Origin of the sequence: Pseudomonas sp. HLS-6 (assembly GCF_002753995.1) — a bacterium.
In the GTDB taxonomy this organism is placed as follows: Bacteria; Pseudomonadota; Gammaproteobacteria; order Pseudomonadales; family Pseudomonadaceae; genus Aquipseudomonas; species Aquipseudomonas defluvii.
This window is the reverse complement of the sequence record NZ_CP024478.1, coordinates 4,219,312-4,243,929: the sequence shown is the minus strand read 5'-3', so window position 1 is coordinate 4,243,929 and position 24,618 is coordinate 4,219,312. Positions and strand designations below refer to the sequence as shown.

The 24,618-nt window shown below is 59.9% G+C and carries 23 protein-coding genes and 1 pseudogene; 8 read left to right on the top strand and 16 right to left on the bottom strand.

Annotation, left to right across the window (positions count from 1 at the left end):
* The first annotated feature begins 20 nt into the window (after window positions 1–20).
* The 3 genes and pseudogenes from CS390_RS19905 to CS390_RS25435 all read left to right on the top strand — a co-directional run bounded on the left by CS390_RS19905 (window position 21) and on the right by CS390_RS25435 (window position 1,076).
* Window positions 21–704: a class I SAM-dependent methyltransferase gene (locus tag CS390_RS19905; protein ID WP_065758941.1), complete on the top strand. Its 684-nt coding sequence runs from the start codon at window positions 21–23 to the stop codon at window positions 702–704.
* Window positions 705–762: 58 nt separating this feature from the next.
* Window positions 763–858, top strand: a pseudogene (locus CS390_RS25440) (InaA protein); the annotation flags it as partial.
* Entirely contained in the window at window positions 858–1,076 is a 219-nt protein-coding gene (locus CS390_RS25435; protein ID WP_065758942.1) for a hypothetical protein, read from the top strand. The pseudogene CS390_RS25440 and the gene CS390_RS25435, both read left to right, overlap by 1 nt.
* A 59-nt stretch (window positions 1,077–1,135) precedes the next feature.
* On the opposite strand, the gene CS390_RS19890 is transcribed toward CS390_RS25435, so the two are convergent.
* The 11 genes from CS390_RS19890 to CS390_RS19840 form a co-directional block, all read right to left on the bottom strand.
* Window positions 1,136–4,189 (bottom strand): multidrug efflux RND transporter permease subunit, encoded by a 3,054-nt coding sequence (locus CS390_RS19890; protein ID WP_099775704.1) that lies wholly within the window; start codon window positions 4,187–4,189, stop codon window positions 1,136–1,138.
* Window positions 4,190–4,202: 13 nt separating this feature from the next.
* The gene (locus tag CS390_RS19885) at window positions 4,203–5,354 is read right to left on the bottom strand and encodes an efflux RND transporter periplasmic adaptor subunit (RefSeq protein ID WP_099775703.1); all 1,152 of its coding nucleotides are present in this window, start codon (window positions 5,352–5,354) and stop codon (window positions 4,203–4,205) included.
* A 126-nt stretch (window positions 5,355–5,480) separates the two neighbouring features.
* A complete protein-coding gene (locus tag CS390_RS19880; protein ID WP_065758945.1) occupies window positions 5,481–6,578 on the bottom strand; it encodes a DUF1513 domain-containing protein in 1,098 nt (365 codons plus the stop codon).
* A 2-nt stretch (window positions 6,579–6,580) separates the two neighbouring features.
* A complete protein-coding gene (locus CS390_RS19875) occupies window positions 6,581–7,645 on the bottom strand; it encodes an imelysin family protein (RefSeq protein ID WP_065758946.1) in 1,065 nt (354 codons plus the stop codon).
* Window positions 7,646–7,660: 15 nt separating this feature from the next.
* Window positions 7,661–9,079 (bottom strand): di-heme oxidoredictase family protein, encoded by a 1,419-nt coding sequence (locus CS390_RS19870; protein ID WP_099775702.1) that lies wholly within the window; start codon window positions 9,077–9,079, stop codon window positions 7,661–7,663.
* 194 nt (window positions 9,080–9,273) lie between these two features.
* Window positions 9,274–9,657 (bottom strand): hypothetical protein, encoded by a 384-nt coding sequence (locus CS390_RS19865; RefSeq protein ID WP_099775701.1) that lies wholly within the window; start codon window positions 9,655–9,657, stop codon window positions 9,274–9,276.
* Window positions 9,658–9,682: 25 nt separating this feature from the next.
* Window positions 9,683–10,165, bottom strand: coding sequence for a hypothetical protein (locus CS390_RS19860; protein ID WP_099775700.1), 483 nt, complete (start codon window positions 10,163–10,165; stop codon window positions 9,683–9,685).
* Window positions 10,166–10,468: 303 nt separating this feature from the next.
* Window positions 10,469–11,800 (bottom strand): imelysin family protein, encoded by a 1,332-nt coding sequence (locus CS390_RS19855; RefSeq protein WP_099775699.1) that lies wholly within the window; start codon window positions 11,798–11,800, stop codon window positions 10,469–10,471.
* A 138-nt stretch (window positions 11,801–11,938) separates the two neighbouring features.
* A complete protein-coding gene (locus CS390_RS19850) occupies window positions 11,939–14,020 on the bottom strand; it encodes a putative bifunctional diguanylate cyclase/phosphodiesterase (protein ID WP_371918273.1) in 2,082 nt (693 codons plus the stop codon).
* 252 nt (window positions 14,021–14,272) lie between these two features.
* A complete protein-coding gene (locus CS390_RS19845) occupies window positions 14,273–14,869 on the bottom strand; it encodes a superoxide dismutase (protein WP_065761069.1) in 597 nt (198 codons plus the stop codon).
* A 191-nt stretch (window positions 14,870–15,060) separates the two neighbouring features.
* The gene (locus CS390_RS19840) at window positions 15,061–15,660 is read right to left on the bottom strand and encodes a LysE/ArgO family amino acid transporter (RefSeq protein ID WP_099775697.1); all 600 of its coding nucleotides are present in this window, start codon (window positions 15,658–15,660) and stop codon (window positions 15,061–15,063) included.
* A 134-nt stretch (window positions 15,661–15,794) separates the two neighbouring features.
* On the opposite strand from CS390_RS19840, the gene CS390_RS19835 reads away from it, so the two are divergent.
* The 3 genes from CS390_RS19835 (at window position 15,795) to CS390_RS19825 (ending at window position 18,640) form a co-directional block, all read left to right on the top strand.
* A complete protein-coding gene (locus CS390_RS19835) occupies window positions 15,795–16,685 on the top strand; it encodes a LysR family transcriptional regulator ArgP (protein ID WP_099775696.1) in 891 nt (296 codons plus the stop codon).
* 49 nt (window positions 16,686–16,734) lie between these two features.
* Window positions 16,735–17,730, top strand: coding sequence for an NAD(P)-dependent oxidoreductase (locus tag CS390_RS19830; RefSeq protein ID WP_065761066.1), 996 nt, complete (start codon window positions 16,735–16,737; stop codon window positions 17,728–17,730).
* 88 nt (window positions 17,731–17,818) lie between these two features.
* A complete protein-coding gene (locus CS390_RS19825; RefSeq protein WP_099775695.1) occupies window positions 17,819–18,640 on the top strand; it encodes an ATPase in 822 nt (273 codons plus the stop codon).
* A 107-nt stretch (window positions 18,641–18,747) separates the two neighbouring features.
* On the opposite strand, the gene CS390_RS19820 is transcribed toward CS390_RS19825, so the two are convergent.
* Genes CS390_RS19820 through CS390_RS19810 form a run of 3 tightly spaced genes read right to left on the bottom strand, consistent with a single transcriptional unit; the run spans window position 18,748 to window position 21,303 of the window.
* Window positions 18,748–19,797, bottom strand: coding sequence for an alkene reductase (locus tag CS390_RS19820; protein WP_099775694.1), 1,050 nt, complete (start codon window positions 19,795–19,797; stop codon window positions 18,748–18,750).
* Window positions 19,798–19,817: 20 nt separating this feature from the next.
* The gene (locus CS390_RS19815) at window positions 19,818–20,987 is read right to left on the bottom strand and encodes an MFS transporter (protein WP_099775693.1); all 1,170 of its coding nucleotides are present in this window, start codon (window positions 20,985–20,987) and stop codon (window positions 19,818–19,820) included.
* 13 nt (window positions 20,988–21,000) lie between these two features.
* Entirely contained in the window at window positions 21,001–21,303 is a 303-nt protein-coding gene (locus CS390_RS19810; RefSeq protein WP_099775692.1) for a helix-turn-helix transcriptional regulator, read from the bottom strand.
* Between the two features lie 153 nt (window positions 21,304–21,456).
* On the opposite strand from CS390_RS19810, the gene CS390_RS19805 reads away from it, so the two are divergent.
* On the top strand, window positions 21,457–22,032 hold the full coding sequence (locus CS390_RS19805; protein WP_065761061.1) for an ACP phosphodiesterase: 576 nt from the start codon (window positions 21,457–21,459) through the stop codon (window positions 22,030–22,032).
* Here the strand turns inward: CS390_RS19805 and CS390_RS19800 are convergent.
* Together CS390_RS19800 and olsB are read right to left on the bottom strand one after the other, a co-directional pair.
* Window positions 22,029–22,814, bottom strand: a complete 786-nt coding sequence (locus CS390_RS19800) for a 1-acyl-sn-glycerol-3-phosphate acyltransferase (RefSeq protein ID WP_099775691.1) — start codon at window positions 22,812–22,814, stop codon at window positions 22,029–22,031. The genes CS390_RS19805 and CS390_RS19800 overlap by 4 nt on opposite strands.
* Window positions 22,814–23,569, bottom strand: a complete 756-nt coding sequence (gene olsB, locus CS390_RS19795; RefSeq protein ID WP_065761059.1) for an L-ornithine N(alpha)-acyltransferase — start codon at window positions 23,567–23,569, stop codon at window positions 22,814–22,816. Before olsB ends, CS390_RS19800 begins: the two co-directional genes overlap by 1 nt.
* A 134-nt stretch (window positions 23,570–23,703) precedes the next feature.
* Between olsB and CS390_RS19790 the strand changes: the two genes are divergently transcribed.
* Window positions 23,704–24,591, top strand: coding sequence for an acyl-CoA dehydrogenase (locus tag CS390_RS19790; RefSeq protein WP_099775690.1), 888 nt, complete (start codon window positions 23,704–23,706; stop codon window positions 24,589–24,591).
* Window positions 24,592–24,618 lie beyond the last annotated feature (27 nt).

Sequence of the window (24,618 nt, the reverse complement as noted above, 5' to 3'; positions counted from 1 at the left end):
ATGGAGTCAGGAGAGGCAGAATGCGCAGTCCCATCAAGCTCGAGTTTTCCGAGAAGCACGATCAGCAACAGGCTCAGGATTGCTTTCTCAAGCATCAAGATGGGTTGGCGCGCCGTCTGTCCCACCAGCGTGATGAACAGTTGGCGCGTCGTGCGCTGGCGCTGTCGGGGGAGCCGGGTCTTGTGCTTGATCTGCCGTGTGGTGCCGGGCATTTTTGGCCGTTGCTGGCGGAAAAAAACAATCGTGTGATCCTCGGCGCCGACAACTCGGAGGCGATGCTTGAAACCGCTCGCACGTCGCAACCGGCCGGTGTCGTCGAGCGTGTGCGCACCCTGCAGACCTCGGCATTCAACATCGACTTGCCCGACAATGCCGTCGACAGCATTTTCTGTATGCGACTCTTTCAGCAGGTTGGTGAAGCGGCGCACCGCAAGGTCATTCTCTCCGAGTTTCAACGTGTCTCCCGTGACAGCGTGATCCTCTCGCTCTGGGTCGATGGCAACTTCAAAGCCTGGCGACGTAAAAAGCTGGAAGCACGTCGCTTGGCGAAAACAGGTTCAGAAGAGGCTCGCCAGAATCGCTTTGTGCTGCCTGCTGCCACGGTGGAGCAGGAGTTCGTCGAAGCAGGATTCCGCATTCAGGAACGGTTGGATTTTTTGCCGTTCTACGCCATGTGGCGCGTTTACGTGCTGCGTAAAGGCTAGGAGGCGCCTGCCTGTCACCGCCACGGCAGCCGTTTGGCCGCCTACAACGATCACATAGTTGCGTCACCATTCGTCGTGGCGCAACGCAGACTGGCAAAAGCTGCTCTATTTTTACCTCAGGGTGTTTGGCAGCGCTGTCAAAGGTTTAGAGTAATGAAACTAGAAATTGCTCGAGGTCTGTTCTTCCTGGGTGGTCTGGCAATAGCCACCGCTGCGGCAGCCGCGTGGGATGAACCCGGCCCTGGTATCCTCAGCGACACGGCCCACTGCCCTACGCCACATGTTGTCAAGGATCGGGTCGTGGCCACGCCCGATCACGACTTGCTACTGTTGTTGTTCGGCTTGAGGCAAGGGCTTCGACCCCAAAGCTGATCCTGTTTTGGGTAACCTGAAAAGCCTCGTCAACGACGGGGCTTTTGATTATGGGCTATTCAGGTTGGTTGTGAGTCCCCGACCCCTGCCGGAGCGTCCGCCTTGGCCAGCAGGGTGTAGACGCAGGGCAGGACAAAGAGCGTGAACAGGGTTCCCACCGACATGCCGGTGGCAATCACGGTGCCGATGTCGAAGCGACTGACCGCCCCGGCGCCGCTGGCCAGAATCAAGGGCACCATGCCAAAGACCATCGCGGCAGTGGTCATCAGTACCGGGCGCAGGCGAATCGCAGCGGCTTCTTCGATGGCTTCTCGTACCGACAAGCCATTTTGCCGACGTAACTGATTGGCGAATTCGACGATCAGAATGCCGTGTTTGCTGATCAGTCCGATCAAGGTGACCAGCCCGACCTGGGTATAGATGTTCATGCTCGACAGGCCAAGGAACAGCGGAATCAGTGCGCCGCAGATTGATAGCGGGACTGTCACCAGAATGACCAGAGGGTCGCGGAAACTCTCGAACTGCGCTGCCAGTACCAAGAAGATGATGGCCAACGCCAGGCCAAAGGTGACCCACAGTGCCGAGCCCTCCTGGATGAATTGGCGTGCAACGCCACTGTAGTCAAAGGCGTACCCGGCGGGGGCTTCTTCGCGGGCGATGTTGCGTACGGTTTCGATGGCCTCCCCCATACTGACCAGCGGTACGCCCTGGATAATGGCCGAGTTCAGCTGTTGGAACTGATTCAGTTGGCGCGGTCGTGCGCGGTCGCTGACGGTGATCAGCGTCGACAGCGGCAGCATTTGCCCTTGTTCATTCTTGACGTAGTAGTTGTTCAGCCAGCCAGGGTTGTCACGGTAGGCGCGCTCGACCTGGGCAATGACCTTGTAGCTGCGTCCTTCAAGGGTGAACCGGTTGATCTCAGCCTCACCCAGCAAGGTCGCGAGTGTGCTCCCTAGCGTGGCCATGGTCACCCCCATTTGTGCGGCCTTGGCCCGATCAATATCGATGACGACTTCGGGCTTGTCGAAGGCCAGATCGATGTCGAGAAAGGCAAATTTGCCGGTGGCCTCGGCGCGTGTTTTTACCTGCTCGGCCACTTGCAGCAGCGATGCGTAATCGTTCGGGGTGTTGATGACAAACTCGAAGGGCAAACCTTGGGTCGTACCGGGCAGTGATGGCAGATTGAAGCCGAAGACCTGCAGGCCACTGATCTGGTTGAGCTTTGCCTGAACCTCTGGCAATAGTGCCATTTGGGTTCGCTCCCGCTCATTCCAGGGCTTTAGCAGGAAACCTCCGATGCCTGACTGCACCCCGTTGAAGCCATTGATCTGGAAGGATGAGTAGTACTCCGGGAATGCCTTGAAAATGTTTATGAATTCGTCGGTGTAGGCATTCAGGTAGTTCAGGTTGGCTGGCTGTGGTGCGGTGGCCAGCATGAACACGATGCCTTGGTCTTCGTCCGGTGCCAGCTCTTTCTTGGTGAACATCAGCAGCACCGGAATCAGGCACAGGACGATCACGGCAAACACCAACACTACGGCGCGCGTGTTGAGTGTGCCGTGGAGGATTTTCTGGTAACGCTGCTTGAGGCGTTCAAATAGCTGGTCGAGGCGATAGGCCAGGCCGTGGGTGTTGGCTTCATGGCGCAGGAGCATTGAGCACATCATGGGCGACAGGGTCAGGGCGACGATCCCGGAGATGATCACGGCGCCAGCGAGGGTCAAGGCGAACTCCTTGAACAGTGCGCCGGTAAGGCCTTGTAAAAAGCCAATCGGCGCGTACACCGCTGCCAGCGTGATGGTCATCGAGACCACGGGTATCGCAATTTCTCGCGCCCCTGCCAACGAGGCCTCCAAGGGCGTCTCGCCAGCTTCGATGTGCCGGTGGATGTTTTCCACGACGACAATGGCATCGTCCACCACCAGACCAATCGCCAGCACCATGGCCAGCAGGGTCAGCAGGTTGATTGAGTAGCCCATCAGTTGCATGAAAAACAGGACGCCGATCATCGACAATGGAATGGTGATGACCGGAATCAGCACCGAGCGCAGCGCCCCGAGGAACAGAAAGACCACGACGATCACGATCAGCACGGCCTCCGCCAGGGTTTTGATCACTTCGTTGATCGAGGCCTGGATGAACAGTGTGGCGTCGTAAGCGATGGAGGCTTTCAGGTTGGGCGGTAACTGGCTGTTCAGTTCCGGCATCAGTTTGCGCACTTCCTTGATGACATCCAGCGGGTTGGCCGCTGGCGTCGCCTTGATGCCGATGTAGACCGACGGGGTGCCATCGAAAGAACTGACCGTATCGTAGTTCTCCGCGCCCATTTGCACCCGGGCCACATCGCGCAGCAGCACCCGGCTATCGCCCATGGTTTTCAGCGGGATGGCGGCGAAGGCTTCGGCCGACTTGAGCTCAGTGCTGGCGTTGATACTGGTGACCACGTATTCGCCTTTGACTTCGCCCGCTGCAGAAAGGAAGTTGTAGCGCCGTACCGCGTCAGTCACATCGCTGGCGCTCAGGCCATAGCCTGCGAGTTTGACCGGGTCGATCCAGATGCGCATCGCGAACAACTGGTTGCCGAGGATCTCTGCTTCAGCCATGCCCGGCAATGTTGCCAGCTTGGGCTGGATCACCCGTGACAGGTAATCGGTGATCTGCGGGTTGCTCAGTTCGCTGCTGTAGAAGCTGATGTACATCAGCGCCGAGGCGCCAGCGGCCTCCTTGCTCAGGACCGGGTCTTCGGCATCTTGAGGCAGTTTGTTCTTTACCTCATTGGCCTTGGCCAGCAGTTCGGTAAACATCCGGTCACTGTCCGAGCCGATTCGGGCGTAGATCGAGATCACCGAGAAATTCTGCCGGCTCACCGAGGTCATGTAGTCAATGCCCTCTGCGCTTGCCAGGCTCTGCTGCATGGGCTGGGTGATGTAGCCTTGAATGGTTTCCGCGTTGGCGCCGGGGTAGGCGGTGGTCACCGTGATCAGGGCGTTTTCCATCTGCGGATACTGACGGATCTGCAACGAGCTCCAGGCCTGGAAGCCGAGCAGGACGATCAGCAGGCTGACCACACTGGCCAGTACAGGGCGGCGAATGAACGGATCGGTTAAGGCCATGAAGGTTCCTTGATCAATCGACGCGTGGCGAGGTGGCCGGCTCGCCCGTCAGGGTCTTGTCCGGGCTGACGGTGATCAGGGCGCCTTGGCTGAGTTTCAGTTGACCGGCCGTCACCACCTGTTCACCTGCCTTAACGCCTTTGGCGATGACCACCAGGCCTTCACGGCGCTCGCCGGCTTCAATGAAACGGCGCTCTGCCACCCACACCGGTTGGCCGTCAGGGGTCTTTTGTGGCTGGCCGTCCTCGGCGGTCTTGGGCACTGCGACGTACACCGAGGTGCCATACAGGGTGTAGGTGACCGCAGTCTCAGGGACGACCACTTCCGTGCGCGGGTTGGGCAGCAGTATTTGCAGGCTGGTGAACATGCCGGGTAACAGCTTGCCATCGGGGTTCGCCAGGGTGGCGCGGACCTGCACATTACGGGTGCTGTCTTCAACCTTGGGGTTGATAGCGCTGATGGCGCCAGGGAACGTCTGGTTGGGGTAGGCTGCAACGCTGACCAGTACCTGCTGGCCGATGCCCAGTTTGGGAAACGCCTGTTCGGCCACGTAAAAGTCAGCGTACAGGCTGCTCAGGTCCTGAAGGGTGGCGATCACTGTGCCACTGGGCAGGTAGTCGCCGATATCGACCTGGCGGATACCAATGGTACCGCTGAACGGCGCAAGGATCGTCTTTTTCGCCAAGGAACCTTTGAGTTGGGCGACCACGGCTTTGCTGCGCAGCAGTTGTGCTGCGAGGCGATCAAACTCGCCTTTGGAGATTGCCTGACTGTCGATCAGCTGGCTGCCGCGTCCATACTCGACCTGCGCCAGCCCGAGGTCCGCCATCGCGGTGCCCAGCAAGGCGCTTTCCACGTCGCTGTCGAGCTGCAAGAGGGGCTGGCCTACTCTGATCCGCTGGCCTGACTCGAACAGCAGGGTCTTGACCGTACCGGCGGTCTCCAGGCTCAGATTGACACCCTGAAACGCCTTGAGGCTGCCAACTGCGGGCAGTCGACTCTGCCAGAGCTGTTCGCGCGCGGCAGTCGCCGCTACGCTCACGGGAGGTCTTGGCGCGCTGAATTGCTTAATTTGCTGATAGATACTGAAGGCTTTGTAGCCTCCCAGAATCAGCACAATCAGCAACACGACACCCAACATGATCAGCATGCGGCGGCGCAGCATATTCCATTTCCTTGGAGGCTAGACAGGCAGGCACAGCACTGACGAACACCTGCTCACTGTTGTGCAGTGTTGTCGAATATTACGCCTTTGCCTAATGCAGGGAAGTCCATTTCCCCTTGATGCTACTCACGTCAGGTGCAGATGGTTGTCCCAAAGCCCGGGCGGCAACTGCAACGGTTGGCCGACCGGTTCTGCCTTGCGGCAATCATAGAGCCGGCAGCGGCCCTGGCCCGAGGTGACGACGAAACCGTCTGCGACTGCGCCAACACCGGCGCAGTCGGGCATAGGGGCATCCAGGCGCGTTGCACCCGTGTCCAGATCCCAGATGAACAGGCGGTTGGCCCGAGGTGCGGTCAGTGCAACCAGTCGCAACTCACTGTGTACCGCGACACTGGCGGTGTAGTTCGCCATTGACTGCAACTGTGCCTGCGCCACGGGGAATGGCAGGAAGGGCTGCCCTGGGCGTTTGATCGCCAGCAGTTCAGCGGTTTCGTGAGCATCGCCCATGAACTGCTGACAAGCGACCAGCGTGCCGTCGCTGGCAACGGCCAGGTGACGAACGCTGTTCATTTGCTGGCTCAGGGTTTCCTTGCTCAGCAAGGTGCCGTCGCGGTGCATCAATACCAGGCTGGGTTCCATGGCATCGAGGTTCATCTCGACGCGGCTTTCGGCTTCGGTGCGAATACCGCCGTTGGCGACCACCAGGGTTTCACCATCGGGTAGCCAGGACACCTGATGCGGGCCAAGGCCGTGGGTGGGCAGCTCGCCACTGTGCTGCAGCCGTTCGCCCTCGAATCGGTAGACCCCAAGTACACCCCGCCCCGGATCAGTGGTGTCGTTCTCGGTGGCATACAGCCATTCACCGCCCTTGTGAATCACCGCGTGGCCATAGAAATGACGGTTCGGCTGTGAGGTGACGGTTTGCAGCAGGCGGCCGTCGCGCAAGTCGACCAGATAGCTCTCGGTACCGGGTCGACGCGCCACGAACAGGGCGATGGGCAGTTCAGGGTGATTGATGATGTCGTGGCAACGCTGTCCGACCTGGGTTGCGAATACCTGGCTACCGTCCAGGCGGTAGCCGACGGCGTAGTGGTTGCCGTCGCTATCGTCGCGGGCCGAGAGCAGCAGGGGCTGCTGACGCTTGTTCTGGAACAGGGTCCATCCGCCTAGCGTGAGGGCAGCAAGCACCGCGCTACCGACTTTCAGAGCCTGACGTCGCAACATGATCAGTCACCGTCGTTGGCGTTGAAGCCCAATTGAATACCCAGCGCCTTGGCCAGATCAGTCTCGTGCAGGCGGTGGACGGCGTTCAGGCTGTCATAGATCGCGTTCAACTGCTCACGACCGGCTTCATCTTCCAGCAGCTCGCCAAGGGGCTTCGGCGTGTCGGCCAACAGCTTCAGCGATGCCGCATAGGCAGCGTCGATCTTGTCGGCAAGGGCCTTCTGGTCGCTGCCGAGCAGGCTGCGCAGCCCTTGATTGTCGACCCCGGCCCATACTGTCTGTGCAGCACTGAGGCTGGCATGCAGGCTCTTCAGAGACGACTGGCTACGCCAGGCTTCTGCCTGCAGTGGCTGCGGGATGCCCTTGCTCATGCGACCCATCGGCGTGCCGAGTTTTTTCTTCAGGGTGTCCAGCGCAGTGACCTGGGCGCGGAGCACGTCGGCAATCGCTTCGTGAGAGTCGGCATAGCGCTGGTTCGGGAACTTGGTCATCTGTGCGAGCACGCCGTCGTTCTTGTTCCAGCCCTTCAGGATTTCTTCGGCCAGGGCTTTCTGACGCTCGCCGATGGCAACCAGCAGCGGGCAGTAGCGGGCTTTCTGCTCGGCATTGGCGGTGTCTGGCTTGCTGTCAAACAGGATGTACTCGTAAGCCGAGAGCCCCTGGACCACGACGCTGGAGTTGGCGAGGGTGCTGGCATCGATCGGCTTGTCACTGTTGATCAGTTGTTCTACCTGGCGTCCTACCAGGTTTTTCTTGTCTGGCCAGAACTGCACCTGCCAGGCGCGGTTGCCCTCGGCCAGCGGCCCGATCAGCAGTGGTTGCAACTCTGCCCAGGCCTTTTGGGCGTGAAGGAAGTCAGCCCGTGCGGTTTCCAGGCTGTTCTTGCCTTCGCAGAAGGCCAGCGCGCTGACGGCCAGCTGACGGTCGGCTTCGACCCAGCGGCTGTAGGTGGGCAGGATCACTTGCTTGGCAATCGCGGCGGAAGTGACCGCTTGCGGATCCTGCGGCGAGCAGGCGCCCAGCGCTAGGGCGGCGAGGCTGGTAAATAACAGTTTGGGACGGAACATGCCCGGCTCCTATGGCTAGAGTGAGTTCAGGAATGCCAGCAGCGCGGCGCGTTGCTCTGCATTGAAGGTCAAGACGTGTTGTTGGGCGGCCTTTGCTTCGCCGCCGTGCCAAAGCACCGCTTCGAGCAGGTTGCGCGCCCGGCCGTCGTGCAGGAATTGGGTGTGGCCACTGACTGTTTCGGTCATGCCGATGCCCCACAGCGGTGCGGTACGCCAGTCGCGGCCACCGGCGGCAAACTCGCTGCGATCGTCCGCCAGATCCGGCCCCATGTCGTGCAGCAGCAGGTCGGTATACGGGCGGATCACCTGGTTGGCCTGTTCCGGCTCCGCGGCGTTTGCCGAGGTGGTGAACGTCGGGATATGGCAGCGTTGGCAACCGGCTTTGAAGAACAGGTTCTTGCCGGCCAACACCTGTGGTGAGTCGACATCCTTGCGTGCGGGCACTGCCAGATTGCGGGTATAGAACAACATCAAACGCAGAATGTTATCGCTGACCTCCGGTTCACCACGGTCTTGGCGGGCATTCAGGCAGCCGGTTTGTGTCGGTGTGCAGTCGTCTATCGGGCGTAGGCGGGTGGTCAGGCCCATGTCGCCGGAGAAGGCGTGCACGTTTTGCTGGTTGAGATTCGGTTGCCCGGCTTTCCAGCCAAAGCGGCCCATGACGGTTTTACCCTGGGCGTCGTCCCACACCTGATTGACATGGCCTCGGATGCCGTCACCGTTGCTGTCGTAGGGATCGGCGTTGGCCAGGATGGCCTCTTCCGGAATGGCTTCCAGCAGACCGAGGCCAATCATCGGCGGTGCGACACGTGCGGAGAAACGTGTGTCGGGATGCATTGGCCCGTAGCCAAGTTGGCTGATAAGCAGCTTTGGCTTGCGCAGCTCGACCGTGGTGCCGTCTGTGAAGGTGACGCTGTGTGGTGTGTATTCCACCCGGACCTTGCCTTCGGGTGCAACCCCAGGCACAGCCATATCCTGCAACTGTCCGCCATAGGCCGGTTCGGGGACGACACCCAGGCGTTCGATGACCGGCAGATATTCTGTTGCATTCGGGATCGACAGGCGCACCAGCATCGAGGCTGCGCTTTTGGCATCTGGCCCAGGAGGGTGGCCGCGACCGTCCCTGATGTGACAGTTCTGGCAGGCATTGGTGTTGAACAGGGGGCCCAGGCCGTCACGAGCGGTGGTTGTGGACGGTGCAATTACCCAAGGGTTGCGGAAGAAGCTGTTGCCGACACTGAAGTCCAGTTGTCGGCTCGCTGTCAGGTTGGCGGAGGCCATCGAAAAGGCATTTTTGTCGTGCTTGTTGACCGTCGACGTGCCGCCACCCATGGCTTCCCCTGGCTCAGCCTGAGTGAAGCGCGGGGCGTCGTCACAGGCTGCCAGCGGCAGTACCAAGAGCAGGAGAAAAAGGCAGCGAAGCAACGAGGACATCTGAAATCCTGAGGCGCGAGCAAAAACCGGCTCGCAAGCTTAGCAGGCTATCCGCTTGTTGAATAAGAGGGATTTGCGTTTGCTTGATGAAATTTTGCGCGTGGCGGCTCATGCGGGGGAGGGCGCTGCCGACCCGAAGGCCGGTAGCGGTGCTTGGCGGGCTGTAATGCCGAAGTGCGGTATACGCTGCAGTTTTACATCATTTTCAAGGTAAAACGATTGCCCTCCAGGCTGATGATCAGGTTGTGGTTACCGCCACCCCGGTTGTTTCCCGGCACTTCCAGGGTGCCGCCCGTATAATCCATTTCAGTGCCGAATAAATATTTAACCGCATCTTCATGGGCCGGTTCCCAGTAATCTTGAAACAGCCACAGCGTTGTCTCGGCTTTAGCTCCCATGACCAGTTCAATGGCTTTATAGTTTTCTGAGACCTTTCCGATCCACGGTACGTTCATGCAGCCGTTCCATGCAGATTGTGCGCCGATGGAAAACAGATCGCTTTTGCTTTCGCCATTGCGAATGGACAAGGTGTACGGGGTATTATTTGCGATGGATCGCAGAATGCTGACGCTCGCCATAAATTGCTCCAGTTTCCGGGTAGGCTCAAAGTTCAATGTTGGGGTTCGGGCGGGGCTCTGTTGCTTGGCCATACACATAGACGGCGTGCATGGTTATTTCGTTTAGCGGGGAAGGAAGTGTTTCAGGTGAATAGCGTCCCTCTAGGAATAGTCCGTGACCGCGTGCCGTTGTTTCGAAGGCCTTTCTGAAGGGCTCGGCAGGGTCATAGAGGTACACTTTGCCAGCCGGCGCGCTCAGTACCCTGCACATTTCCTGAGCGGCGCCCACGGTTATAGGAGCCCCCATCAGTGTTTCGCAGGGGTACAGGTCTTCTGCGAGTGGAAAAATGGGGTAGTCATAATCATTCACGGGAATAAGACGGGGTATTTCCTTTCCTGTATCCGGGCCGTTGGATATCTTTTGGCCATCTTTATTGATGTTGTCTGCATCCGTAAAGCCGGTGATAAAGACGGTGTCAGATATTTTGTCAACGATTCGGCCTTCTCCCCAGACGTCGAGTATTTTCATCGTGGCACGCTCCTTGAGTGTCTCTATATTGATATATGGAGGTGGAAGAACTTCCGGTGTTCATGTTTTATAAATTGTCATTTCTGTGCGCAGTTGATGTGTAGAGTTGAACACTCTGAAACGGTGATAACAATGCGAACGCTGGACAGTAACGTGTAGGAGGAGGGCGGTTTGACAGGCGGGTTATTGGCGAGGCAAACGTGCGGGGTCTAGTGGCGGTGTGTGAAGTTCAAGTTATATAACGCAACATGCCCGATGCAAGGCATCGGGCATGTGGTTTACAACGGAGTGCTGAACGGCTGATCAGAATTCGTGATCGGCGGTGTCTGGTTTCAGGTCATTGATCCCCAGCTTGGTGGCTGCCTGCTCAATGGCGCCGGTCTGTTTGACCAGGGCGGCAATGGCATCACGGATGATCTGGTTACCGGTAGCGTTGTCAGCGGCGATGAGCTGGTCGTAGTGTTCGCCTTTGGCGGCATGGTCAACGATGACCTGCAGTTTTGCCTCGGTGGCTTCCAGGTCGGCCTTGAGCGTAGCATCGGCTGCTGGATCGGCCTTGGCTACCAGCGATGACAGGCTCGGGCCAGTCAGCTTGGTACCGTCGGCTCGGGTGTACTCGCCCAGGTAGACGTTACGGATACCTTTGGCATCGTAGAAGTGCGAGAAGTGGGTGTTGTCGCTGAAGCAGTCCTGCTCGTCTTCAGGGGAGTTGGCCTCCAGGGATACCTTCATGCGCTCGCCGGCCAGCTCGCCCAGCGACAGGCTACCCATGCCGAACAGCATCTTGCGCAAACCATCGGTAACCGGCTCGGCTTCGAGGGTGGCACGGTAGTTGTCAGCAACACCTGGCTTCCAGTTGCCGACCATGGTTTCCAGGTCATCGACCAGCAGTTGGGTGACGGCCTTGAGGTAAGCGCGGCGACGCTCGTTGTGGCCACCGGTGGCGCCTTTACCTTCCAGGTAGTCCGATGCAGGACGTGCACCCGCACCTGGGCCGGTGCCGTTCAGGTCCTGGCCCCAGAGCAAGAACTCGATGGCATGGTAGCCGGTGGCGACGTTGGCTTCGGAGCCGCCCAGCTCGTTCAGGCTGGCCAGTTTCTCGGCAGTGATGTCCTTGACGTCGACCTTGTCTTCACCCACCTGGATTTCAGTGTTGGCAATGATGTTGGCGGTGCCGCCCGGGTTGCCCAGGGCGTGCTCATAGTTGGCATCGACATAATCGATCAGGCCTTCGTCCAGCGGCCAGGCGTTCACTTGCCCTTCCCAGTCGTCGATGATGGTGTTGCCGAAGCGGAAGGTTTCGCTCTGCAGGTACGGAACACGTGCAGCGACCCAGGCGGCCTTGGCGGCTTTCAGGGTTTCGTCGTTGGGGGTGGCGAGGAAGGCGTCGATGGCGCCTTGCAGGGTTTTGGCGGTGCTCAGGGAATCGCTGAAGACGGCGTAGACCATCTCGGTGTAGTGCTTGATCACGGCCTTGCTGGCGGCTTCGTCAAGTGCACCTGCGGCAGGGGCGGCAGCACTGGCGGCGGGTGTCTGTGCTTGCGGCGCGCTGGCTTTGTCCTTGCTATCGCCGCAACCGGCGAGAGAGATGGCAATGGCCAACAGACTGGCGGTGGCCAGAGGCATACGAATCATGGCGATTTCCTGCGTCGAGAAGTTGAACAGGTGTGCGGGTGCACGCAAAACTGCAACATAATGCGAAAGATTTGCATTTGATGTAAAGGGGCAATACATAAATATTCAAATGCTTGTCGCTGGCGTTTTGCGTGCGCGTCAGAGGATTGAAACCTGACTTCGGCTTGCCTGTTTGAGGAACGTGGTCAGCTCTCGAGCGGGTAGCGGCTTGCTGTAGTGGTAGCCCTGGCCTTCGTGGCAGCCTTGGGCAACGATGTAGGCCTCCTGCTCGGCCGTCTCAACGCCTTCGGCGATGACCTGCATGCCCAGGCTCTTGCCAAGCTGGATGATGGCCCGAACGATGGTGGCGTCATCATCATCCTCGAACAGGTCTTGCACGAAGCTCTTGTCGATCTTGATCTTGTCCAGTGGCAGCGACTTCAAGTAACTGAGCGACGAGTAGCCAGTGCCGAAGTCGTCAATGGCGATCATCGCGCCCGAACGGCGCAAGCTCAGCAGGTGCTGCGCTGCGGTGCTGATGTCTTCCATCAGGCCGGTTTCGGTAACTTCCAGCTCCAGGCTGCGTGGCGGCAGGCGGTAGATCTGCAGCAGGTTGTTGACCACCCGTGGCAGTTCATTGTGGTGCAGTTGCACGGTGGACAGGTTGACCGCCATGCGCAGTTCGCTGAAGCCCTGGTCATGCCACTCGCGCAACTGACGGCAGGCCTGGTCGAGCACCCATTCACCGATGCTGATGATATTGCCGTTCTGTTCGGCCAGCGGGATGAACTGGTCGGGCGGTACCATGCCCAGTTCGGGGTGCTGCCAGCGGAGTAGCGCTTCAACCCCGACGACCCGGTGGTCGCGATAGCTGATCTGTGGTTGGTAGACCAGGAACAACTGGTTGCGTGGCAGGGCCTCGCGCAGGTCTTTTTCCAGTTCGCGGCGGCGACGCATCTCGCTGTCGACACTGGCAATGTAGAACTGGTAGCGGTTGCGTGAGCGGGTTTTGGCCAGGGTCATGGTCTGCTCGGCCTTTTGCAGCAGTTTCTCGGTGCTGTCGCCATCTTCCGGGAACAAGGTGATGCCGATGGTCGCACGCAGGCGAATTTCCTGGTGGTCCAGTGCAAAAGGGGCTTCCAGATCATCGAGGATGCTTTGCGCCAGCTCGGCGGCTTCGTACGGCTGCTCGATATCGGCCTGAACCAGTGCGAATTGGTCACCACCGAGCCGGGCAAGGGCTCCCAGACGGCCACTGTGCGCACGCAGGCGGTCGGCCAGGGCCAGTAGCAGTTGGTCTCCGGCCTGGTAGCTGAACTGTTCGTTGATGCTCTTGAAGTCATCCAGGCCAACGCACAGTACGGCTACGCGACGCTGCAGGCGTCCAGCGTCGACCAGGATCTTGTCCAGTTGCTGCTGCAACTGCTGGCGGTTTGGCAGCCCGGTCAGAAAATCATACTGAGCCATGCGCTGCAGACTGTTTTCGGCTTCGTGACGCAGGTGGGTATTGCGTTCGATGGAGGCCAGCAACTGGTTGGCAGTATTGACCCATACACCCAGTTCGTTCTTTTCGTGCCCCTTGAGCAGCGGCAATTTGTGTTGGCTTGGGCGGTCCGGATTGATCTGGGTGAGATGGTTGATGATCTTTGAGAGCGGTTTGGTCAGTAACCAGTGGTAGACCAAATACAGCACCAGGCCCATTGCCAGAGCGCGTAGCACGCCAGAAATGAAGATGATCACCGAGCTGACGATGAAGTCCTGGCCGTAGGTAGCGGTATCGAGGGTAATGCTCAGGTCGCCGTAATACTCACTGTACGGGCCTCGACCGATCAGCTGTGTCTTGAAGGTCTTTTGCTGGCCCAGAATCAGGTCGGTCAACCAGCGCGTTTGCAGTTCCTGCAATGGCCGATTCTTTTCTGCAAGCATGGTTTCGTTGGGATGGCCAATGGACGCCATCCGCACCGATTGGTCCTGGAACAGGCCTTCGATGACCTGCATGCCCATTTCCCGATCGAGGCTATAGACCGCCTGCGTAGAGGGGTCTCGGAACATGTCTAGGATACGCTGGGCATCGGTTGCGACAGCCTGGCGCGTCTTGTAGGCGTCGAACACGATCTGCGCGCAGCTAAGTACTACACCGACGACCAGCGCCGAGAGCAATACCACCCTGAGCAACTTGACCGATAAGCTGTTCTTGAGTTCCAGCTTCAATGGGGTTTCCTTAATCCATGCGCATGGCATCATTTTGCCATCAATCTTGGCAATCCACTATCGGCCTTCAACACGTATTACTCGATCTTCTGAGTTACTTCGTCAGAGGTTTGCGATCCTTGTGTCACTGTATCGGTTGTAAGGCCTTGCGACTTTAGTGTGGGGTGACAACTTTCCCACGCCTTGATGTTAGCGCGGTATCGGTCGTCGGCAAGCGCGCAGAGCGGTAGAGTGTGCGAAAAAAAACCCGGCCAGGCCGGGTTTTTTTCAAAGCAGTTGCATTCAGGCAGTGAAGGTTTTGCCTTCGAACTGCTCGGCAACGAACTTCCAGTTAACCAGGTTCCAGAACGCCTCGACGTACTTTGGACGCAGGTTACGGTAGTCGATGTAGTAGGCGTGCTCCCAGACGTCGCAGGTCAGCAGCGGGGTGTCGCCGTTGGTCAGCGGGTTGCCGGCGCCGATGGTGCTGGCCAGAGCCAGGGAACCGTCAGCTTTCTTCACCAGCCAGCCCCAGCCCGAACCGAAGGTGCCGACGGAGGTCTTGGTGAACTCTTCCTTGAACTTGTCGAAAGAGCCAAACGCAGCGTTGATGGCGTCAGCCAGGGCGCCCGTTGGCTGGCCGCCGGCGTTTGGTGCCAGGCAGTTCCAGTAGAAGGTGTGGTTCCAGACCTGAGCGGCGTTGTTGAAGATACCGCCCGAAGAGGTCTTGACGATCTCTTCCAGGGTCTTGCCTTCGAACTCGGTGCCAGGCACCAGGTTGTTCAGGTTCACGACGTAGGTGTTGTGGTGCTTGTCGTGGTGGAACTCCAGGGTTTCCTTGGAGATGTGCGGCTGCAGGGCGTCGTGGGCGTAAGGCAGCGGCGGCAGTTCAAAAGCCATGGTGATTCTCCTAATCAGGTCTGTTGCGGTGAGCGCAAGGCCGATCACGGGCGGCCGGAAGTGCATCGGCGAGTCTGTACTCTTTGCGACGCAGGGTCCGGATCATAGCACCGGACCCCAGGCTTAACCACGCAACAAGTGTGTGGGAAAAGAGGTTCCAGAGCCTTCGTCCTGTTTTAAGCGATGTTGTCTCAGCCCAGGATCAGTTGAGCGGCCACCGCAAACATCATGACCGCCACCATGAGGTCGAGCATCCGCCAGGTATTCGGCCGGGCCAACCAGGGCGCCAGCCAGGCGGCGCCCAGTGCGAGGGTAAAAAACCACAGTGCCGAGGCACTGGCCGCGCCGGCTACGTAGGCGCCGGGCATGGTTTGCTGAGCGCCGAGCGAGCCAATCAACAGCACGGTGTCCAGATACACATGCGGGTTGAGCAGGGTGACTGCCAGGGCGCTGAGCAGTACCGCCTGGCGCGAGCGTTGTCCTTGGCCTTCGGCGTGTTGCAGGCTTTGCTGCGAACAGGCACGTATCAGCGCTTTGCTGGCGTACCAGATCAGGAAGACCGCGCCGCCCCAACGGGCGACTGCCAGCAGGGTGGGGTTCTGGGCCAGCACCGTCGCCAGGCCGAAGACGCCTGCGGCCACCAGGATTGCGTCACACACGACGCACAGCATGGCCACCGGCAGATGATGTTCACGGCGCAGGCTTTGGGCGAGAACGAAGGCGTTCTGGGCGCCGATGGCCATGATCAGGCCAAAGGCGACCAACAAGCCGTTTAGATAACTTTGCCACATAGGAAGAACTCCACAGACGACTGCCGTTGCCCCTCGTCAGGCCACGCAGCAGATATAAAGAAGATGCTGGTGATTCTGGGCAAAACAGCTGTATAAGAAAAACAAATAAAGCTGATCTGGCATTAGGAAAAATAATGTTCGATTACAAATTGCTCTCGGCCCTTGCTGCGGTGGTCGAACAGGCGGGCTTTGAGCGTGCCGCGCAGGTGCTGGGTTTATCGCAGTCGGCCATCTCGCAGCGGATCAAGTTGCTTGAGGCCCGGGTGGGCCAGCCGGTGCTGATCAGGGCCACACCGCCGGGCCCGACCGAGATCGGTCGGCGTCTACTCAACCACGTACAGCAGGTGCGGCTGTTGGAGCGCGATCTGCAACGGCAGGTACCAGCATTGGACGAGGAGGGCATGCCCGAGCGTCTGCGTATTGCTTTGAACGCCGACAGCCTGGCGACCTGGTGGGCGGCAGCAGTGGGTGAGTTCTGTGCTGAGCAACGCCTGTTGCTGGACATGGTGGTGGAAGATCAGGACGTCGGGCTCAAGCGCATGCGGGCCGGTGAGGTAGCCGCCTGCCTATGTGGCAGCGAGCGGCCGGTGGCCGGTGCACGCAGCTTGTTGTTGGGTGCCATGCGTTACCGGGCGTTGGCGAGCCCGGCGTTCATGGCGCGTCATTTTGCCAATGGCTTTGAGGTCACGCGGTTATCACGCACACCTGCATTGGTGTTCGGCCCGGACGATTTCCTGCAGCACCGCTACCTGGCGTCGCTGGGGGTCCAGGAGGGGTTTATGCACCACTTGTGCCCGTCCTCGGAGGGGTTTCTACGGATGACCGAGGCCGGTCTTGGCTGGGGGCTGGTGCCCGAGTTGCAGGTGCGCGAACAGCTTGCATCGGGTCGTCTGGTAGAAATACTTCCTGATACCCCTATCGATGTGCCGTTGTACTGGCATCATTGGCGCAACGGCGGGCAATTGCTTGGGCAACTGACTGAGCATCTTGCGACGACAAGCCGGCAGTGGCTGGTGCCGTTGTAGGCGCGACTCGCGTCTGCAGCATCTGAGATATTTCTAAGCGGAGTGGTTCATGCGAATTCTGGTCACCGGCGCAAGCGGCTTTATTGGCGGGCGCTTTGCGCGCCATGCGCTTGAGCAAGGCCTGGATGTCAGGGTCAACGGCCGACGCGCTGAGGGTGTTGAGCACTTGGTACGTCGTGGTGCGCAGTTCATTGCTGGCGATCTGGGTGATCCTGAACTGGCCCGGCGCTTGTGCCAAGGTGTCGATGCCGTTGTGCATTGTGCGGGTGCAGTGGGGCACTGGGGGCGCTATCAAGACTTCCATCAGGGCAATGTGGTGGTCACCGAGAACGTCGTTGAAGCCTGTCTGAAGGAGCATGTCCGACGCCTGGTGCACCTGTCATCCCCGTCGATTTACTTCGATGGTCGGTCGCACATGGGGATCACCGAAGATCAGGTGCCTCGACGCTTCCATGATCATTATGCGAGTACCAAGTTTCTTGCTGAGCAAAAGGTCTTCGGGGCGCAAGAGTTTGGCCTCGAGGTACTGGCCCTGCGTCCGCGCTTTGTCACCGGTGCCGGGGACGTCAGCATTTTCCCGCGGCTGCTGCAGATGCAGCGCAAGGGGCGCCTGGCCATTGTGGGCAATGGCCTGAACAAGGTCGATTTCACCAGTGTGCAGAACCTCAACGAGGCGTTGTTCAGCGCCTTGCATGTTGGTGATGAGGCGCTGGGCAAGGCGTACAACATCAGCAACGGGCAGCCGCTGCCCATCTGGGACGTGATCAATTATGTCATGCGGCAGATGCAGGTGCCGCAGGTGACACGCTACCGCTCGTTCGGCCTGGCATACAGCCTGGCGGCGTTGAATGAAGGGGCTTGCCTGCTATGGCCTGGTCGCCCACAGCCGACCCTGTCGCGCCTGGGTATGCAGGTCATGAACAAGGACTTCACGCTGGACATCAGCCGAGCCAGGCATTTGCTTGACTACCGTCCGACGGTCAGCCTTTGGACGGCGCTGGATGAATTTTGTGGTTGGTGGAAAGCACAGCACATCGGCCACTGAACCGATCGGTTCGCAGGTGGTCGATCAGTGCGGCCCTCGGGCGGTTTATACTAATGCTCATTTGCTATCACGGCGGTTGAAGGTACCCATGCGTAACGATGCCCATGACGATTTCGATGATGTCCCAAGCCTGAGGGCCGAGGCGCGTGATCACGACGACTTCACGCCGGCTGCTCAGCCGCACGCCGGTGTGCGTCAGCCTGCCCGCAAGGGCGGTGCAACAGGCCCGCTCTGGGCGTTGCTGGGGGCGTCCTTCATTACGCTTGCCGGGCTCGGCTGGTGGAGTTTCCAGCAAATATCATTGATGGAGCAGCAGCTGGTTGCCACCCAGGAGAGTTTTGCGCGTATCAGCGAAGATGCAGCGGGGCGCCTGCAGGCGATCAGTGGCAAGGTCGCTGCCAGTGAGTCCAGCGTGACCACTGGCAGCGAAGCGCTGAAGTTGCAGATCAAGCAACTGCAGGCCAGTCTGGCTGAGCAACACAAGCAGCAGCAGGGTGTCGCCGGTCAGCAGGGTGATTTGGGCAAACGTCTGGAGCAGGCACTGGCACAGGCCAGTGAGCAGCAGGCAGCCAATGCTCAGGTGCAAGCCCAGCTCAAGGCAGTTACGGCCGAATTGTCTGCCTTGAAGGCTGCTCAGGCCGAGTCTGACAAGCTCGATGCTCAGCTCAAGGGCTTGTCGGCTGAAGTCGCGGCGCTGAAGAAGCAAGGTAATCCAAACGCGGCGATTGAGCGTCTGGAGCAAGACTTGATTGTGCTCAAGAGCGAGCAGGAACACCGCCCGGCAGCGAGTGCAGGCGCGGGGGCGTCTACGGCTGAATTCGATGCTTTCCGTGGCCAGGTGACACGGAACATCAATACGCTGCAAAGCCAGATACAGAACCTGCAGCAGCAGATCAACGCGCGGCCTTGAGGCCGCGGTTGAACGGATCATATGCCTGCGCCCCTTGCCCTTGTGTGGGCGGTTGCCGCTGCTGGGGCGCGGGGTGCCTTGATCGCAGGCAGCTTCCGTATTGTTAACTACATCCGTGGGTAGTCGATGTACCCGACCGGGCCCTTGCCATAGAAGGTTTCCGGGTGCGGTTCATTCCACGGTGCATCGGCTTTCAGGCGCGCGGGCAGGTCCGGGTTGGCAATGAATGGAATGCCAAAGGCCACTGCATCTGCCTTGCCGCTGGCCAAGGCTGCGCTGGCAGAGGCTTTGTCAAAGCGCTCATTGACGATGTAAGGACCACCAAACGCGGCTTTGATCAACGGGCCGATGCTGTCATCAGCCTCTTTTTCCCGTGAGCAAATGAAGGCGATACCCCGTTTGCCCAGCTCGCGGGCGACATAGGTGAAGGTTTCGGCACGGTTCGCGTCGCCCATGTCATGGGCATCGGCGCGTGGCGCCAGGTGCATGCCGACACGTTCTGCCCCCCAGACCTCGATCACTGCATCGGTGACTTCCAGCATCAACCGTGCGCGGTTTTCCAGTGAGCCGCCGTACTGGTCGGTACGTTGGTTGGTGCTGCTCTGCAGGAACTGGTCGAGCAGGTAGCCATTCGCACCATGGATCTCGACGCCGTCGAAGCCCGCCGCCTTGGCATTCTCGGCACCGGTACGATAGGCCTCGATGATGTCGGCAATCTCTGCGGTCTCCAGCGCTCGAGGGGTCGGGAACTCGCTGATTGGCCGTACCAGGCTGACATGGCCTTTGGGTTGAATGGCGCTCGGTGCCACCGGTGCTTCACCATTCAGGTAGCTGGGGTGGGAAATGCGTCCTACATGCCACAGCTGCAGGAAGATCCGACCGCCGGCCGCATGTACGGCCTTGGTGATTTGGGTCCAGCCACGGACCTGATCATTGGACCAGATACCGGGTGTGTCCGGGTAGCCGACGCCCATGGGCGTCACTGAGGTGGCTTCACTGAGGATCAGCCCGGCGCTGGCCCGCTGCACGTAGTACTCGGCCATCAGCGCATTGGGTACGCGGCCTTCGTCCGCCCGGCAGCGGGTCAGCGGAGCCATGATGATACGGTTCGGCAATTGCAGATCGCCGAGGGTAATGGGGTCGAAAAGCGTCGTCATTTACGTAGACCTCGTTGCAATCAGTGGGTGGCAGGTGCCAGTTCGGCGTTGTCGCCGTTCTGGCGGAAAGTAATCAGGGTGACGATCAGGGCCATAACCGCCAGTGCGGCAGCAGCCAGAGGCACACGGGTCAGCCCCAGGCCTTGGTCGATGACCGTGCCACCGACCCAGGCGCCGAGCGCATTGCCCAGGTTGAAGGCGCCGATATTCAGGGTCGATACCAGGTTTGGCGCGGCCTTGCCGAAGCTCACTACGTTGACCTGCAAGGCCGGTACGGCGGCGAAAGCGGCGGTGGCCCAGAGAAACAGGGTGATTTCGGCAGGGATCAAGGCGGTGCTGGTCCAGGACAGCGCCGTGCTGATCAGCGCCATGGCTGCAAACACGCCCACAAGGGTGGCCGCCAAACGGCGATCAGCCAGTTTGCCGCCCAGAACATTGCCTACGGTCAGGCCCAGGCCGATCAGCAGCAGGGTCCAGGTCACGCCTCGCGGGCTGACGCCGGTGACATCACCGAGCAGCGGTGCGACGTAGGTGAAGAGGGCAAACATCGACGCGGAGAACAGTACGGTCATCGACAGCGACAGCCAGATACCCGCACCTTTGAGCGCTGCCATTTCCGAGCGCATGTCGAGTTTTTCTTCATCATGCTTGTTGGGCAAGAAGCGGATCAGACCAAACAAGGCGACGACACCGATCAGGGTCACGGCCCAGAAGGTCGAGCGCCAGCCCGCTACCTGGCCCAACGCTGTGCCCAGGGGCACGCCGAGGACGTTGGCCAGTGTCAGGCCGGTAAACATCAAGGCCACAGCCGACGCGCGACGATTGGCCGGTACAAGGTTCGCCGCCACTACCGAGCCGATACCAAAGAACGCGCCATGGCAAAGGGCGGTGACCACACGGGCGAACATCAGCACGTTGTAATCACTGGCCAGTGCGCACAGCAGGTTACCGATGATGAAAATACCCATCAGGGCAACCAGGGCTGCCTTGCGTGGCAACCTGGCGGTGGCCAGAGCCATGAACGGTGCGCCGATTGCCACGCCCAGGGCGTAGCCGGTGACCAGCCAGCCAGCGCCGGGAATCGAGACGCCCAGGTCGGCAGCGACATCGGGCAGCAGGCCCATGATGACGAATTCGGTGGTGCCGATAGCAAACGCGCTCAGCGCCAGTATCAGTAAGGGAAGGGGCATGCGAAGGTCCTTGTCAGAGCTCTTGGCTCATTTGCTTGAGGAATGCCTGAATGGTGTCCTCGTTGCGTTTGAAGAAATGCCACTGCCCGATCTTCTGGCTGCTGATCAGCCCGGCGCGTTGCAGGGTTGCCAGGTGCGCCGACACGGTTGACTGCGACAACCCGCAGCGTTGATCGATCTGCCCTGCGCAGACACCGTATTCGGTGCTGTGCTGCTGATCGGGAAACTGTACGTGTGGGTCTTTCAGCCAGTTGAGGATTTCTCGCCGTACTGGATGGGCCAGGGCTTTTATTATTTCGTCGAGATCAAGGGGCATGGTGGTGGCTCATGAGGGGTAACGGTATATCGCGATGCAGCGAAATATAAATCGGTATTTCGCGATATACAAATATGAAGAGGTTCTTAGCACTGCGTAAATCGATATATCGGGTTATAACGATATGTGCAGGCCAGGTGCTAAACTGCGGGCATGAACTACCTTGCACATCTCCATCTTGGTGGCCAGCAGCCCGAGCAATTGCTCGGCAGCCTGTATGGCGACTTCGTCAAAGGGCCGCTGGACGGTCGCTTTTCGCTGTCGCTGGAAGCGGCTATCCGTCTCCACCGACAGATCGATGTATTCACTGACAGTCACCCCGTGGTGCATGAGGCGCTGGGACGGTTTCCACGCGAGCGTCGGCGCTATGCGGGGATCATTCTTGATGTGTTCTTCGACCATTGCCTGGCCCGGGACTGGCTTGATTATGCCGATCAGCCGTTGACGCAGTTTACTCACCGGGTCTATCGGGTGCTGGCCGAGCAGCCGGTGTTGCCGGGTCGCCTGGCGCAGATAGCCCCTTACATGGCGGCTGACGACTGGCTGGGTTCATACCGTGAGTTTGCGGTGCTGGAGCGCGTGCTCAAGGGCATTTCCCGACGGCTGTCGCGCCCCGAGGGGCTCGACGGTGCCTGGGAGGAAGTGCAAGCGTTGTACGAGCCTTTGCAGGAAGACTTTCGGCTGTTCTACCCGCAGTTACAGGCCTTCGCACAGAAAGCCCTGCGTTAAGCCGCTTTGGCCCGCCGTTGCGGCATGGCCTCTGGGGGCTGACCGTACAGCGCGCGATGCACGGCCTGCTGAGCGTTCAGGGCCAGTACGGCGCGCTCCTGATCATGGCTGGCGATGGGCTCAAGCAGGTGAATTTCGACCTCGGCGCGTTCATGGCTGAACAGGCGCAGCAGGTGCGAGAGCAGGTCATCATCGCCGATAAAGGGGGCGATGGCGTCTGCTTCGCCATTGCGCAGGTAGCGCAAGGCGACCGGTTGCACTGGCACGCCGGTATCGATGGCGCTGGCCAACAAACGGCCGTGAAACGTGCGCAGGCTGCGCCCATCGGTGGTGGTGCCTTCCGGGAATATCAGCAGGTCGCACTGTTGTTGCAGGTGCTGGCTGATCTGCTTGCGCAGCAGTTGGCTGTCGCCGCCTCCGCGACGGATGAACAGTGTGCCCGCCTTGTGCGCCAGCCAACCGGCTACAGGCCAGGTGCGTACTTCGGCCTTGGACAGGAACGCCAGTGGCGTGATCATGCCGAGCAACGGAATGTCCGTCCAAGACACATGATTACTCACCCACAGCATGGGTTGTTGCGGCAGGTTGCCCACCACCGTGACCTTGAAGGGCAGGGCATTGCTCAACTGGCGCATGAACAGCTGCGACCAGCGTTGCCGGCGCTGTAGCGAGGGGTTCAGGCGAAGGCGTTCGTAAAGGCTGAACAGGCTTGCCATGCTCAGCCCGAGCAGAACCACCAGCAACAGGCGCAGAACGCGTCCCTGGACGCGCAGGCGCCGCATCAGACGGCCGCCTTGAAGTGGCGAGCGTAGCGCGGGCAGAGGTTGTCGCGCTTGAGCAGGATGAACACGTCGGCGACCTGAAACGCCTCGTCCCAGCAGGGTTCGCCACAGATCTTAGCCCCCAGGCGCATATAGGCCTTGAGTAGCGGCGGCATTTCGGCGATGACATTGCCTGGCAGGGCCAGGTTCGGCAGTGGCGTTTTCGGCTCTGCGCGCAGGTGCTCGTTACACAGGTAGCGCTCGCGCAGGCGCTGCATGATGGCATGGGCCTGAACGCCACCATCCTGCATGGGAATACTGGCGCAACCCATCAGGTAGCTATAGTTGCCTTCGTTGAGCACTTCAGCCAACTCGCTCCACAGTACGGCGATGGTGCCGCCATTGCGGTAGGCCGGGTCGACGCAGGTTCGACCCAGTTCCAGGATCGGGCCATGCAGATGGCCGAGGCCGTGCAGGCTGAATTCTTCTTCACTGTAAAAGCGGCCCAGCGTACTGGCTGCCTGATGGTCAAGCAGTCGGGTGGTGGCCACCAGGCGCCCGCTGGTCAGGTCGCGTACACCGATATGCTGACAGTGAGGGTCGTAGTCATCCATGTCCAGGCCGTGTTCTGCACCGTTTAGCTTGGCCTTGAATTCACTGCTGAACACGTTGAAGCGCAGGGCCTGTGCTTCTTGCAGGGCCTCTGGGCCGACCAGACGTTCGGCTTGCAGACGGCGTTCAGTGCTGTTGTCGCCAGAGCGAGCGATCTGAGTCATTGCGAGTCTCCATAAGCCAGCCATGGGGTTGCGGCCGGTCGACTTTGTTGTGCAAAGTCAGCCTAGGTAGACGTGGTGTCACCTCGGTGAATGATTGGTGATGCTTCTATGACAGCCTTCTAAGGAGTCCCTCAATGGTCTGGCTGGAACGACTCAACCACATGCCGTCTCAACCGCTGTTGGCGACGTTGGGTGAGACTTACAGTGTGTTGCTCGAGCGGCTTGGCACCTGCAGCCCGTTCGAGTTGGCAATCCTGGGTGGACGGTCGATGCCGACCCCGGGCTTGGCCTTTTTGCTCGGTTATCAGGCCGCGTTGCGGGTTCTCTGGCCCAGTGCACCGCAGAGCCTTGGTGCCTTGTGTGCCAGCGAGCGACGCAGTGTGCGCCCGGCCGACATGCAAACCCGGCTTGATGAGCTGCGCCTGAGTGGCAGCAAGGATTTTGTCACCGCCGGGCTGGATGCCGACTGGCTGTTGGTGGCCGCCCGCAGCGAGGCAGAGGGGCAATCACCGCGCTTGAGCCTGGCCGTGGTTTACCCCGGCGAGCCAGGCGTCCGTTTGGAGCCTTTGCCAGCGTTACCGTTGATGCCGGAAGTCGGGCATGCCCGGCTGCACCTTGAGCAGGCGCTGTGCGAACGTCTGGCCGGGGATGGCTGGGATGCCTATGTCAAACCCTTTCGTACCCTCGAAGACCTCTATGTGCTCAGCGCTCTGTGTGCCTGGCTGTATGGCGTTGGCCTGGTCAGCGGATGGCCGCAGAGCCTGCAGCTACGCCTGATCAGTCTGCTTGCCGGCTGTGCCGAGGGCAGTCGGCTGTGTGCGGATACGGTGGCTTGTCACCTGCTGCTGGGCGGGCTGTTTGCCCAGTTCGCGGGCTTGCGAGAGGAGATCAACCGTGCGTTGCTGGCCAGCAATGGGCAGTGGGCCAGCCTCTGGCAGCGCGATCAGGGCGTTCTTGATATCGCCAGTGCTGCACGGGCCAAGCGCCTGGCCAAGGCCTGCGCCGCTGCGGGATTGTCATAGAACCGGAGTAGTCTGGGGCGGATCGAC